The organism is Streptomyces sp. SAS_281, assembly GCF_052542855.1.
In genome coordinates this window covers 60294-73517 of the sequence record NZ_JBMNDO010000018.1, presented here as the reverse complement: position 1 = coordinate 73517, position 13224 = coordinate 60294, and the positions used below count along the sequence as shown (strand labels likewise).

The window sequence follows — 13224 nt, the reverse complement described above, 5'->3', positions numbered from 1 at the left end:
TGGTGCGAGCGCTGGGGCGCGGCACGGAAATTGCCTGGTGGGGGAGGGGAGGGCGGATCATACTCAAACGTGTGTTCCTGACGATCAGTACCACCGGCTCCCCGGAACGTCCCGCCACCGACCTCGGGTTTCTGCTGCACAAGCATCCCGACCGGGCGCAGGCGTTCTCCACCTCCCACGGCACCGCGCACGTCTTCTATCCCGAGGCGTCCGCGGAGCGGTGCACGGCGGCCCTGCTGCTGGAGGTCGATCCCATCGCCCTGGTGCGCAAGGGGAAGGGCAAGGGCCGGGGCGGGGCGCCCGACTCGGCGCTCGCGCAGTACGTCAACGACCGCCCCTACGCGGCATCCTCGCTGCTGTCCGTCGCGATGAGCACCGTCTTCAAGTCCGCGCTGAGCGGTGCCTGCAAGACGATGCCCGAGCGGGCGGCGGCCCCCATGGAGCTGCGGATCGAAGTGCCCGCCCTGCCGGCCCGTGGTGGTGCCGAGCTGGTGCGCAAGCTCTTCGGTCCGCTCGGATGGACGCGGGTGGAGGCGGAGGCCGTACCGCTGGACGAGACGTTCCCGGACTGGGGCGACTCGCGGTACGTACGGCTGGTGCTCGAAGGCGAGCTTCGGCTCGCCGACGCACTGCGCCAGCTGTACGTGCTGCTGCCGGTGCTGGACGACGCCAAGCACTACTGGGTGGCGCCGGACGAGGTCGACAAGCTGCTGCGGGCGGGCGAGGGGTGGCTGGCCGAGCACCCCGAGCACAAGCTCATCACCAGCCGGTATCTGGCGCGGCGCTGGGGACTGACCCGGCAGGCCATGGAGCGGCTGGAACTGGTGCGGCTCGCGGAGGCGGACGACCTCGACGTCGAGAGCGTCGACAACGCCGTGGACGAGGGATCCGACACCGAGGAGCGGCCGGTGCCGCTGGCCGTGCACCGCCGGGACGCGATCCTGGCCGCGCTCAACGTCGCCGGAGCGGGCCGGGTGCTCGACCTGGGCTGCGGACAGGGGCAGTTGGTGCAGGCTCTGCTGAAGGACCCGCGCTTCACGGAGATCGTCGGCCTCGACGTGTCCGTGCGCGCCCTGACGATCGCCTCGCGCAGGCTGAAGCTGGACCGCATGGGGGAGCGGCAGGCGGCCCGGGTGACGCTGCGCCAGGGCTCCCTCACCTACACGGACAAGCGGCTCAAGGGGTACGACGCCGCGGTGCTCAGCGAGGTCATCGAGCACCTGGACCCGGAGCGGCTGCCCGCCCTGGAATTCGCCGTGTTCGGCTCCGCGCGTCCCCGCACGGTTCTCGTGACCACGCCGAACGTCGAGTACAACGTCCGCTGGGAGACCCTTCCGGCCGGGCACACCCGCCACGGCGACCACCGCTTCGAGTGGACCCGGGCCGAATTCCGCGACTGGGCCCAGGCGGTGGCCGGACGGCACAGTTACGGCGTGGAGTTCGTGCCCATCGGCCCGGACGACCCCGAGGTCGGCCCGCCCACGCAGATGGCCGTGTTCCGCATCACCACCACCGACGAGACCGAGAAGGAGGCGAAAGCCGCATGACCAGCACCACTGACTCCGGGCGCGCCCCGCGCACCCTCCCCGTCACCGACCTCTCCCTCGTCGTGCTCGTCGGGCCCAGCGGCTCCGGCAAGTCGACCTTCGCACGGCGGCACTTCAAGCCGACCGAGGTCATCTCCTCGGACTTCTGCCGGGGTCTCGTCGCCGACGACGAGAACGACCAGAGTGCCAGCAAGGACGCCTTCGACGTCCTCCACTACATCGCGGGCAAGCGCCTCGCCGCCGGCCGGCTGACCGTCGTGGACGCCACGAACGTGCAGCCGGAGGCCCGGCGCCAGCTCGTACGCGTGGCGCGGGAGTACGACGTGCTGCCCATCGCCATCGTGCTCGACCTGCCCGAAGAGGTCTGCCTCGCCCGCAACGCGGCCCGCCCGGACCGCGCCGACATGCCCCGCCACGTCATCCAGCGCCACCGCCGCGAGCTGCGCCGCTCCCTGCGCGGCCTGGAGCGTGAGGGCTTCCGCAAGGTGCACATCCTGCGCTCCGAGGAGGAGGCCGAACAGGCCGAAGTGGTCCTGGAGCGCCGCTACAACGACCTGCGCCACCTCACCGGACCGTTCGACATCATCGGCGACATCCACGGCTGCCGCTCCGAGCTGGACATCCTCCTCGGCAAGCTGGGGTACGTCGACGGCGCCCACCCCGAGGGCCGCACCGCGGTCTTCGTCGGCGACCTCGTCGACCGAGGCCCGGACAGCCCCGGCGTCCTGCGCCGCGTGATGTCGATGGTGGCCGAGGGGAACGCGCTGTGCGTCCCCGGCAACCACGAGAACAAGCTCGGCCGCTACCTCAAGGGCCGCAAGGTCCAGCTGACCCACGGCCTCGCCGAGACCGTCGAGCAGCTGGAGCGGGAGGACGCGAAGGACCCGGAGTTCCGCAAGCGGGTCGGCGCGTTCATTGACGGGCTCGTCAGCCACTACGTGCTGGACGGCGGCCGGCTCGTCGTCTGCCACGCCGGGCTGCCCGAGAAGTACCACGGCCGCACCTCGGGGCGGGTCCGCTCGCACGCGCTGTACGGGGAGACCACCGGCGAGACCGACGAGTTCGGGCTGCCCGTGCGTTACCCGTGGGCGGAGGACTACCGGGGCAGTGCCGCCGTGGTCTACGGCCACACGCCCGTGCCCAACACCTCGTGGATCAACAACACCATCTGCCTGGACACCGGTGCCGTCTTCGGCGGGAAGATGACCGCGTTGCGCTGGCCGGAGCGCGAGCTCGTCGACGTACCGGCGGAGCAGGTCTGGTACGAGCCGGTGAAGCCGCTGGAGACGGAGGCACCCGGGGGCCGGGAGGGCCGGCCGCTGGATCTGGACGACGTGCAGGGCCGCCGGATCGTGGAGACCCGGCACATGGGCCGCCTCGCCGTCCGCGAGGAGAACGCGGCCGCAGCCCTGGAGGTCATGAGCCGGTTCGCCGTCGACCCCCGGCTGCTGCCCTACCTGCCGCCGACCATGGCGCCCACCGCCACCTCGCGCGAGGACGGCTACCTGGAGCACCCGGCCGAGGCGTTCGGCGAGTACCGGGCGGCCGGCGTGGCGAAGGTCGTGTGCGAGGAGAAGCACATGGGCTCCCGCGCCGTGGCCCTGGTCTGCAAGGACGCCGTCGCGGCCCGGGAGCGCTTCGGGACCGCGGACACCGGCGACGGCGGGCCCACCGGCGCGCTGTACACCCGCACCGGCCGCCCGTTCCTGGACGACCCCGCGCTCACCGAGACGGTGCTCGGGCGGCTGCGCACGGCCGTGACCGCGGCCGGGCTCTGGGACGAGTGGGGCACCGACTGGGTGCTGCTCGACGCCGAGCTGATGCCCTGGTCCCTGAAGGCGCGCGGCCTGCTCCGCTCGCAGTACGCGGCCGTGGGCGCCGCCTCCGGAGCGGTGTTCCCCGCCGCCACCGGAGCCCTGGCGGCGGCCGCCGCGCGCGGCGTCGACGTGGGGGAGCTCGCGGACCGGCAGCGGGAGAGAGCCGAGGACGCGGCGGCGTTCACGCAGGCGTACCGCCGCTACTGCTGGGGCACCGACGGGCTGGACGGCGTGCGCCTCGCACCGTTCCAGATCCTCGCCGTACAGGGCCGCTCCCTCGCCTCCGTACCGCACGACGAGCAGCTGGCCTGGCTGGACCGGCTGGTGGAGCACGACCCCACCGGGCTGCTCCAGGTCACCCGGCGGCTCGTCGTGGACACCGCCGACGAGGCGTCCGTCCGCGCGGGCACCGACTGGTGGCTGGAGATGACCGGCCGGGGCGGCGAGGGCATGGTCGTCAAGCCGCTCGGCGCGCTCGTCCGGGACGGCAAGGGGCGGCTGGTGCAGCCCGGGATCAAGGTGCGCGGGCGGGAGTACCTGCGGATCATCTACGGCCCCGAGTACACCCGCCCGGACAACCTGGACCGGCTGCGCGGCCGCTTCCTCGGCCACAAGCGCTCGCTGGCCCTGCGCGAGTACGCCCTCGGCCTGGAGGCCCTGGACCGGCTCGCGGACGGGGAGCCGCTGTGGCGGGTCCACGAAGCGGTGTTCGCGGTCCTGGCGCTGGAGTCGGAGCCGGTGGACCCGCGGCTCTGACGACGCGTCGGGCCGGGCCGGCGGAACAGGCTGGCGATTCGCCGGGTGAACGGCGCGCCGCGCGGTGAGGATGTGGGCATGGGATTCCATGTCGACTCCGAGGCCGGGCGGCTGCGCCGCGTCATCCTGCACCGCCCCGATCTGGAACTGAAACGGCTCACGCCGAGCAACAAGGACGCGCTCCTCTTCGACGACGTGCTCTGGGTGCGCCGGGCCCGGCAGGAGCACGACGGTTTCGCGGACGTGCTGCGCGACCGGGGCGTCGAGGTGCACCTCTTCGGCGACCTGCTGCGCGAGGCGCTGGAGATCCCGGTCGCCCGGCGCCTCGTGCTGGACCGGGTCTTCGCCGAGAAGGAGTACGGCCCGCTCGCCACCGAGCATCTGCGGGCCGCCTTCGAGGAGTTGACCGCGGCCGAGCTGTGCGGGGCGCTGGTCGGCGGGATGACCAAGCGGGAGTTCCTGGAACGGCACAAGGAGCCGGTCTCCGTGCGCTTCCACGTCATGGACCTGGACGACTTCCTGCTCGGGCCGCTCCCCAACCACCTCTTCACCCGGGACACCTCGGCGTGGATCTACGACGGCGTCTCGATCAACGCCATGCGCTGGCCCGCCCGGCAGCGCGAGACGGTCCACTTCGAGGCGATCTACCGTCACCACCCGCTGTTCACCGGGCCGGAGGCGGGCGCCTTCCACCACTGGTCCGAGGGGCAGGACGACTACCCCTCCACCATCGAGGGCGGCGACGTCCTCGTCATCGGCAACGGCGCCGTGCTGATCGGGATGAGCGAGCGCACCACCCCGCAGGCAGTGGAGATGCTGGCCCGGGGGCTCTTCGACGCCGGCTCGGCCCGGACCATCGTGGCGCTGGACATGCCCAAGAGCCGGGCCTTCATGCACCTGGACACCGTGATGACGATGGTCGACGGGGACACCTTCACCAAGTACGCGGGCCTCGGCATGCTCCGCTCGTACACGATCGAGCCCGGCGACGGGCCGCGCGACCTCAAGGTCACCGACCACCCGCCCGAGCAGATGCACACCGCCATCGCCCGGGCGCTCGGTCTCGGCTCGATCAGGGTGCTCACCGCGACGCAGGACGTGCACGCGGCCGAGCGGGAGCAGTGGGACGACGGCTGCAACGTGCTGGCAGTGGAACCCGGGGTCGTCGTCGCGTACGAGCGCAACGCCACCACCAACACCCATCTGCGCCGGCAGGGCATCGAAGTCATCGAGATCCGGGGCAGCGAGCTGGGCCGGGGCCGGGGCGGTCCGCGCTGCATGAGCTGCCCGGTCGTGCGGGACGCGGTCTGACGGGCGGAGGGGTCCGTACCGCAAGACGGGACTGTATAGCGATGCATTGCGTCGTATAGGGTTCCAGCGTTACGGTATGCGTCCCCCCGCCCGACCCAGGAGCAGTCACCATGGCCATAGACCTCGCAGGCCGCCACTTCCTCAAGGAGCTGGACTTCACGGCCGCGGAGTTCCGCGGTCTGATCGAGCTGGCCGCCGAGCTCAAGGCCGCCAAGAAGTCGGGCACGGAGACGCAGTCGCTGCGCGGCCGGAACGTCGCGCTGATCTTCGAGAAGACGTCGACCCGTACCCGGTGCGCGTTCGAGGTCGCCGCCGCCGACCAGGGCGCCTCTACCACGTACCTCGACCCCTCCGGCTCCCAGATGGGGCACAAGGAGTCGGTCAAGGACACCGCGCGCGTCCTCGGCCGGATGTTCGACGGGATCGAGTACCGGGGTGACAGCCAGGCGGCCGTCGAGGAGCTGGCCGCGTACGCCGGGGTGCCGGTCTTCAACGGGCTGACCGACGACTGGCACCCGACCCAGATGCTCGCCGACGTGCTGACGATGACCGAGCACAGCGAGAAGCCGCTGGAGGAGATCGCCTTCGCCTACCTCGGCGACGCCCGCTTCAACATGGGCAACTCCTACCTCGTCACCGGCGCACTGCTCGGCATGGACGTGCGCATCGTCGCGCCCAAGGCGTACTGGCCGGCCGAGACGGTCGTCGCCGAGGCCCGCGCGCTCGCCGAGAAGTCCGGCGCCCGGGTCACACTCACCGAGGACGTGGCCGAGGGGGTGCGCGGCGCGGACTTCGTCGCCACCGACGTCTGGGTCTCCATGGGTGAGCCCAAGGAGGTCTGGGACGCCCGCATCGCCGCCCTCGTGCCGTACGCCGTCACGATGGACGTCCTGCGGGCGACCGGGAACGCCGGGGTGAAGTTCATGCACTGCCTGCCCGCGTACCACGACCTCGGCACCGGGGTGGCGCGCGAGATCCACGAGCGGCACGGGCTGAGCGAGCTGGAGGTCACCGACGAGGTCTTCGAGTCCGAGCACTCCGTCGTGTTCGACGAGGCGGAGAACCGCATGCACACGATCAAGGCCGTGCTCGTGGCGACGATGGCAGGCTGACAGTCCGGCGATCCGCATGTTCATGCACCCAATTGGGTGAATATGCGGACAGGTGTCTATGATGGTGGCGATTGGTGGGGTTCGAGCTCGCACGCTCGAACCCCCTTTTCGTGCGCGCGACGGCCCCCACCGCCCGAGCGCGCCTCCCCCCACGCGTACCACCGGAAATGAGACACCGCTGTGAGCCCTCTGCGCCTCCCCGGCCCCCCGCGCCGCGTCAAGGACCCGCACCGGCTGATCGCCGAATCGGGCGCCGACCTGGAGGGACACGGCCTCAAGCGCACCATGGGCCTGTTCCAGCTAGTGTGCTTCGGGGTCGGCGCGGTCGTCGGGACCGGCATCTTCGTGGGGCTGTCCGACAGCGTGGCGGAGGCCGGGCCCGCCGTCGTGGTCTCCTTCGTCCTCGCGGCCGTCACCTGCGTCTTCACGGCGTTCTCCTTCGCCGAGCTGGGCAGCGCCATTCCCGTCTCCGGCAGCTCGTACTCCTTCGCCTACGCCACGCTCGGCGAACGCCTCGCCTTTCTCGTCGGCTGGTGCCTGCTCCTGGAGTACGGCGTCTCGGTCTCCGCCGTCGCGGTCGGCTGGAGCCAGTACGTGAACGAACTCCTCGACAGCCTCTTCGGCCACCAGCTGCCCGCCGCGCTCTCCGCCGGACCGGCGGACGGCGGCGTGATCAACCTGCCCGCCGTGATCGTGGTCATGATGGCCGCGACACTGCTGGTGCGCGGCGTACGGGAGAGCGCGACCGCCACCGCCGCGATGGCCGTCCTCAAGCTGGTCGTCCTGGCCCTGTTCTGCGTCATCGCGTTCACCGCGTTCGAGCGCGGCAACCTCGCCCCGTTCGCCACCCATGGCGCGGGCGGCGTCACGGCGGGCGCGTCGCTGGCGTTCTTCTCGTACATCGGCTTCGACGCGATCACCACGGCGGGGGAGGAGGTCAAGAACCCCCGGCGCAACATCCCGCTCGCCATCATGATCTGCATCGGCCTGGTCACGCTCCTCTACTGCGCGGTCGCCCTCGCCGCGATCGGCGCGCTCGGCCCGGACGCCGTCTCCGACAAGCCCGCCGCGCTCTCGCTGATCGTCGACCAGGTCACCGGCTCCTCCGTGGGCGGCGGCATCATCGCCTTCGGCGCGGTCGTCGCCATCGCCTCGGTGGTCCTGGCGGTGATGTACGGGCAGACCCGCATCCTGATGTCGATGTCCCGCGACGGCCTGGTCCCGAGGGTGTTCGAGCGGGTCTCGCCCCGCACCGCGACCCCGGTCGCCAACACCTGGATCGTCGCCGTCGTCTTCGCGGTCCCGGCGGCCTTCTCCTCGCTCGGCATGGTCGTGAACCTGACCACCATTGGCACGCTCGCCACCATGGTCGCCGTCAACGCCGCCGTCCTCGTGCTCCGCCGCCGCAACCCAGAGGTGCGCGGCTCCTTCCGGGTCCCGCTCTACCCGCTGAGCCCGCTCATCGGGATCGGCTTCTGCGTCTACCTGATGTACGGCACCGGCTGGACGACCTGGGTGCAGTTCGCCGTGTTCCTCGCGGTCGGCGCCCTCGTGTACGCGGTCTACGGGCACCGCCGCTCACGGCTGGCTTCCCCGGCCGCGTAGCGCCTACCCGGGCGGCAGCCGGAACCAGACCGCCTTGCCGCGCTCGGTCGGGCGGTGCCCGCAGGACGAGCTGAGCGTGCGGATCAGCAGCAGCCCCCGGCCGTGCTCCTGCCACGGGTCCGGTACGTCGTCGGGCCCGGGGCGGGAGAGATCCCCGGGCGGGGCGGGATCGCCGTCGTGCACCTCCACCTGGCAGCCGGCCGGAAGCAGCTCGACCACCAGCTCTATCGGCTCGTCGCCCGGGGTGTGCTCCACCGCGTTGGCGACCAGCTCGGCGGTGAGCAGTTCGGCGGTGTCGCTGTCGGCGGGGGCGTCGATGTCCGTCAGCACCGAGCGGATCAGCGCGCGGGCGATCGGCACGGCGGCCGTGGAGTGCGGCAGGGAGATGCGCCAGGAGGGGGGTGGCGGTCCGTCGGGGGGCACGAGGGTTTCCGTTCGGGTGAGCGCGGGGGTCCTGGGCTCAGACGGTTCCGCGCTCAAGACTTCTTCGAGTCAACCTTACGAAGCGGCGCGACGTGGACAAGAGCCTCCCGTCCCGGACCTCGGGGACATTCGTCACTGGCCCCGGCACGCGCCGATGTATCGCGCACTCGTGACGGCAGTCACGTAACGGTGATAAATTCGGGGTCAGGCAGCAGCGACGGCTGAAGGGGACACCCCGCCATGAGCCCGTTCACCGGCTCCGTACCGCGTACGCAGCACTGGCGCCACCTGCGGGTCACCGCCGAGGACGGCGTCGCCACCGTCACCCTCGCCCGGCCCGAGAAGCTCAACGCCCTGACCTTCGGCGCCTACGCCGACCTCCGCGACCTGCTGGCGGAACTGTCCCGGGAGCGCTCCGTGCGGGCCCTGGTGCTGGCGGGCGAGGGGCGCGGCTTCTGCTCCGGCGGCGACGTGGACGAGATCATCGGCGCGACGCTCGCGATGGACACCGCCCAGCTCCTGGACTTCAACCGGATGACCGGCCAGGTCGTGCGCGCGGTCCGTGAGTGCCCCTTCCCCGTCGTCGCCTCGGTGCACGGGGTGGCCGCCGGGGCAGGGGCCGTCCTCGCCCTCGCCGCCGACTTCCGCGTCGCCGACCCCACCGCCCGGTTCGCCTTCCTCTTCACCCGGGTCGGGCTCTCCGGCGGCGACATGGGCGCGGCCTACCTGCTGCCCCGGGTCGTCGGCCTCGGTCACGCCACCCGGCTCCTGATGCTCGGCGAACCGGTCCGCGCCCCCGAGGCCGAGCGGATCGGCCTGATCAGCGAACTCACCGACGACGGCGACGCCGACAAGGCCGCCGCCGCGCTCGCCCGCCGTCTCGCGGACGGCCCCGCGCTCGCCCTCGCCCAGACCAAGGCGCTGCTCACCGCCGAGCTGGACATGCCGCTGGCCGCCGCCGTCGAGATGGACGCCGCGACCCAGGCGCTCCTGATGCACGGCGAGGACTACGCCGAATTCCACGCCGCGTTCAGCGAGAAGCGGCCGCCCGCCTGGCGGGGCAAATGACCGCCGCAGGTCCGCACCGGATCGCGGTCATCGGCGGCGGCCCCGGCGGGCTCTATGCGGCGGCGCTGCTCAAGCGCCTCGGGCCGGACCGCGAGGTCACCCTCTGGGAGCGCAACGCCCCCGACGACACCTTCGGCTTCGGAGTCGTCCTCTCCGACGAGACCCTCGGCGGCATCGAACACGCCGACCCGGTCGTGCACCGCGCCCTCCAGCGCGAGTTCGTCCGCTGGGACGACATCGACATCGTGCACCGGGGCCACACCCAGACCTCCGGCGGCCACGGCTTCGCCGCCCTCGGCCGCCGCCGGCTCCTGGAGATCCTGCACGAACGCTGCGCCGGGCTCGGCGTCGGCCTCCGCTTCCGTACGCAGGCCCCGCCCGCCGCCGAACTCGCCGTCACGCACGACCTGGTCATCGCCGCCGACGGCGTGCACAGCGCCACCCGCGACGCCCACGCGGACAGCTTCCGGCCCCGGGTCACCGGACACCGCTGCCGTTACATCTGGCTCGCCGCCGACTTCGCCCTGGACGCCTTCCGCTTCGAGATCGCGGAGACCGCGTACGGCGTGATGCAGCTCCACGCCTACCCCTTCTCGCCGGACGCCTCCACGGTCATCGTCGAGATGCGCGAGGAGGTCTGGCGCGCGGCCGGCTTCGACGTACCCGACCCGGCCGAGTCCGTCCGCCAGTGCGCCAAGATCTTCGCGCACGCCCTCGGCCACCGGCCGCTGCGCTCCAACAACTCCGCCTGGCTCACCTTCCGCACCGTCGTCAACGAGCACTGGTCGCACGGGAACACCGTCCTCATCGGGGACGCCGCGCACACCGCGCACTTCTCCATCGGTTCCGGCACCAAGCTCGCCGTGGAGGACGCCCTCGCGCTCGCCGCCTGCGTCGAGGAGCAGCCCTCGCTGCCCGCCGCGCTCGCCGCGTACGAGAGCGAGCGGCGGCCCGTCGTGGAGTCGACGCAGCGTGCGGCGGCGGCCAGCCTGCGCTGGTTCGAGGAGCTGGGCCGGCACGTGGACCAGCCGCCGCGCCAGTTCGCGTTCAACCTCCTCACCCGCAGCCGCCGTGTCACCCACGACAACCTCCGGCTGCGCGATCCGGCGTTCACGGCCGGGGTGGAGGAGGAGTTCGGCTGTCCGCCGGGCACCCCGCCGATGTTCACCCCGCTGCGGCTGCGCGGCCTGGAACTGCGCAACCGCGTCGTCGTCTCGCCGATGGACATGTACTCGGCCACCGACGGCGTCCCCGGGGACTTCCATCTCGTCCACCTCGGCGCGCGGGCCCTCGGCGGCGCCGGGCTGGTCATGACCGAGATGGTCTGCGTGAGCCCCGAGGGCCGCATCACCCCCGGCTGCACCGGCCTCTACACCGATGAACAGGCGGCGGCCTGGACCCGGGTCGCCGACTTCGTGCACACCGCGTCCCCGGGCACCGCCCTCGGCGTCCAGCTCGGCCACTCGGGCCGCAAGGGCTCCACCAAGCTCATGTGGGAGGGCATCGACCAGCCCCTGGACCGCGGCAACTGGCCGGTGACCGCCGCCTCGCCGCTGCCGTACGCGCCCGGGGTCAACCAGGTCCCGCACGCCCTGGACCGGGCCGGTCTGGACGAGGTCCGGGAGCAGTTCGCCGCCGCCGCCCGGCGCGCCGCCGCCTGCGGGTTCGACCTGCTCGAACTGCACTGCGCGCACGGCTATCTGCTCTCCGGCTTCCTCTCGCCGCTCACCAACCTCCGCACCGACGCCTACGGCGGACCGCTCACCCACCGCCTCCGCTTCCCCCTGGAGGTCTTCGACGCGGTCCGCGAGCAGTGGCCCGACGACCGGCCGATGACCGTCCGGATCTCCGCCACCGACTGGGCGGAGGGCGGCACCACCGCCGAGGACGCCGTGGAGATCGCCCGCGCGTTCGTCGCGCACGGCGCCGACGCCATCGACGTCTCCACCGGCCAGGTCGTCCCCGGCGAGCGGCCCGAGTACGGGCGGTCCTACCAGACCCCGTACGCCGACCGCATCCGCAACACCCTGTGCGTGCCGGTCATCGCGGTCGGGGCGATCTCCTCCTGGGACGACGTCAACTCCCTGCTCCTCGCCGGTCGCACCGACCTCTGCGCCCTGGCCCGCCCCCACCTCTACGACCCCCACTGGACGCTCCACGCGGCAGCCGAACAGGGCTACACCGGCCCGGGCGCCCCCTGGCCCCTCCCGTACCGCGCGGGCAGCCGCACCCCGCCGACCGGCCGCACCGACGCCCCGAAGCCGCGCCTCACTCTGGGGTGACCGGAAGGCACTCGTGGCACAGGCACGGGTCGGGATGCGGCGCCGCGTGGTGGGTGTTCCGGCCCAGGCGCGCGGTCCGCTCCAGCCGCTCCGCCCACTCCACCGCCTCCTCGCGCGTCCACACGATCCACTCCGCGCAGCGCCGGAGCACGGTGGGGGAGTACACCAACTGGGCCCGGAACGTGTGCAGGTGGCGGGTTCCGGTGTCGATGGTGATCCAGTGCCCGGTGTGCCGGCCGTGGCCGACCGCCGTCAGCTGCTCGTTGCCCATCCCCGGGTAGGTGTCCACCACGTAGACCTTCGCACCCGGCCGGAACGCCTTGGTGCCGGAGCGGAACTCCTGGCCCAGCTCCCCGTACCGCCGCCACCGCACCACGTTCGCCGCGACCAGCCAGCGCGGCTCGGGGGCCTCAGCCATCGCCCCGCTCCGGGCCGGCCACCAGCCGGTGCGCGCACTCCGCCCCCGCGTCCCGCAGCCGCTCGTGCAGGGCCCGGAACACCTCGGCCGACCTGGCACCCGGCCACCCCTCGGGCAGCAGCTCCCGGGGCAGCCCCGGGTCGGCATAGGGCACCCGGCGCCAGGAGTCCAGTGCGGTCAGGTAGTCCCGGTAGGCCGCCTCCGGGTCCGCCGCCGCGTCGCCGCGCGCCTCCCAGGCCCTGAGCACCGGTTCATGGCGGTCCAGGAAGCCGTGGTGGAGCCGGGCCACCGCGTCCAGGTCCCACCAGCGCGCCACGGCCTCCCGGGTCGCGCTGAAGCCCAGGTGGTCGCCCCGGAACAGATCGACGTACGGGGCGAGCTCCAGCCGTTCCAGGGTGTGCCGGGTCTCGTCGTACAGCCCCGCCGGGGCGATCCAGACGCCGGGGGCCGCGGTGCCGAAACCGAGCCGGGCCAGGCGCGAGCGCAGCAGGTGCCGCTTGTGGCGCTCCGCCTCGGGCACCGAGAACACCGCCAGCACCCAGCCGTCCCCCAGCGGCGGGTCCGGGTGGCGGTAGATGCGCCGGTCGCCGTCGTCCAGGAGCTGGCGGGCATCCGCCGACAGCGCGTATCCCGCCGCCCCGTCCGCCGTGCGCCCGGCGACGAGCAGCCCGCGCCGCTTCAGCCGGGAGACGGACGAGCGTACGGCGGGAGCGTCCACCCCGACGGCGCCGAGCAGCCGGACGAGGCCGGCCACCGGCATCGGCCCGTCGCCGGGGGTGCGGCCGTACGCCCCGTACAGGGTGACGATCAGTGAACGGGGGGTGTGCGGTTCGACCATGTGATCATTCTCGGCCAGGCGCGGGCCCGGCCGCACCGGGTTGGGGC

The 13224-nt window shown here is 72.6% G+C and carries 10 protein-coding genes; 7 read left to right on the top strand and 3 right to left on the bottom strand.

The genetic code is table 11. The features are described 5' to 3' along the window. Positions 1–71 precede the first annotated feature (71 nt). From ACN6LM_RS09625 to ACN6LM_RS09605, 5 genes are all read left to right on the top strand, one after another. Entirely contained in the window at positions 72–1547 is a 1476-nt protein-coding gene (locus ACN6LM_RS09625) for a 3' terminal RNA ribose 2'-O-methyltransferase Hen1 (RefSeq protein WP_445064887.1), read from the top strand. Beyond that, on the top strand, positions 1544–4120 hold the full coding sequence (locus tag ACN6LM_RS09620; RefSeq protein WP_445064886.1) for a polynucleotide kinase-phosphatase: 2577 nt from the start codon (positions 1544–1546) through the stop codon (positions 4118–4120). Before ACN6LM_RS09625 ends, ACN6LM_RS09620 begins: the two co-directional genes overlap by 4 nt. A 78-nt stretch (positions 4121–4198) precedes the next feature. After that, positions 4199–5431, top strand: a complete 1233-nt coding sequence (locus tag ACN6LM_RS09615; protein WP_445064885.1) for an arginine deiminase — start codon at positions 4199–4201, stop codon at positions 5429–5431. Positions 5432–5541: 110 nt separating this feature from the next. Further along, the gene (gene argF, locus ACN6LM_RS09610) at positions 5542–6543 is read left to right on the top strand and encodes an ornithine carbamoyltransferase (protein ID WP_445064884.1); all 1002 of its coding nucleotides are present in this window, start codon (positions 5542–5544) and stop codon (positions 6541–6543) included. A 180-nt stretch (positions 6544–6723) separates the two neighbouring features. Next, positions 6724–8148, top strand: a complete 1425-nt coding sequence (locus ACN6LM_RS09605) for an amino acid permease (protein ID WP_445064883.1) — start codon at positions 6724–6726, stop codon at positions 8146–8148. A 3-nt stretch (positions 8149–8151) separates the two neighbouring features. Here the strand turns inward: ACN6LM_RS09605 and ACN6LM_RS09600 are convergent, their stop codons facing one another. After that, complete coding sequence (locus ACN6LM_RS09600; protein WP_445064881.1) at positions 8152–8571, bottom strand: ATP-binding protein; 420 nt, start codon at positions 8569–8571, stop codon at positions 8152–8154. A 240-nt stretch (positions 8572–8811) separates the two neighbouring features. On the opposite strand from ACN6LM_RS09600, the gene ACN6LM_RS09595 reads away from it, so the two are divergent. Together ACN6LM_RS09595 and ACN6LM_RS09590 are read left to right on the top strand one after the other, a co-directional pair. Next, positions 8812–9639, top strand: a complete 828-nt coding sequence (locus ACN6LM_RS09595; RefSeq protein WP_445064880.1) for an enoyl-CoA hydratase family protein — start codon at positions 8812–8814, stop codon at positions 9637–9639. Then, the gene (locus ACN6LM_RS09590) at positions 9636–11921 is read left to right on the top strand and encodes a bifunctional salicylyl-CoA 5-hydroxylase/oxidoreductase (RefSeq protein WP_445064878.1); all 2286 of its coding nucleotides are present in this window, start codon (positions 9636–9638) and stop codon (positions 11919–11921) included. The genes ACN6LM_RS09595 and ACN6LM_RS09590 overlap by 4 nt, the downstream gene beginning before the upstream one ends. Here the strand turns inward: ACN6LM_RS09590 and ACN6LM_RS09585 are convergent. Both ACN6LM_RS09585 and ACN6LM_RS09580 read right to left on the bottom strand, forming a co-directional pair. Further along, positions 11908–12339: a hypothetical protein gene (locus tag ACN6LM_RS09585; RefSeq protein ID WP_445064877.1), complete on the bottom strand. Its 432-nt coding sequence runs from the start codon at positions 12337–12339 to the stop codon at positions 11908–11910. The genes ACN6LM_RS09590 and ACN6LM_RS09585 overlap by 14 nt on opposite strands. Continuing rightward, the gene (locus ACN6LM_RS09580) at positions 12332–13177 is read right to left on the bottom strand and encodes a PaaX family transcriptional regulator (RefSeq protein WP_445064876.1); all 846 of its coding nucleotides are present in this window, start codon (positions 13175–13177) and stop codon (positions 12332–12334) included. Before ACN6LM_RS09580 ends, ACN6LM_RS09585 begins: the two co-directional genes overlap by 8 nt. Positions 13178–13224: the final 47 nt, after the last annotated feature.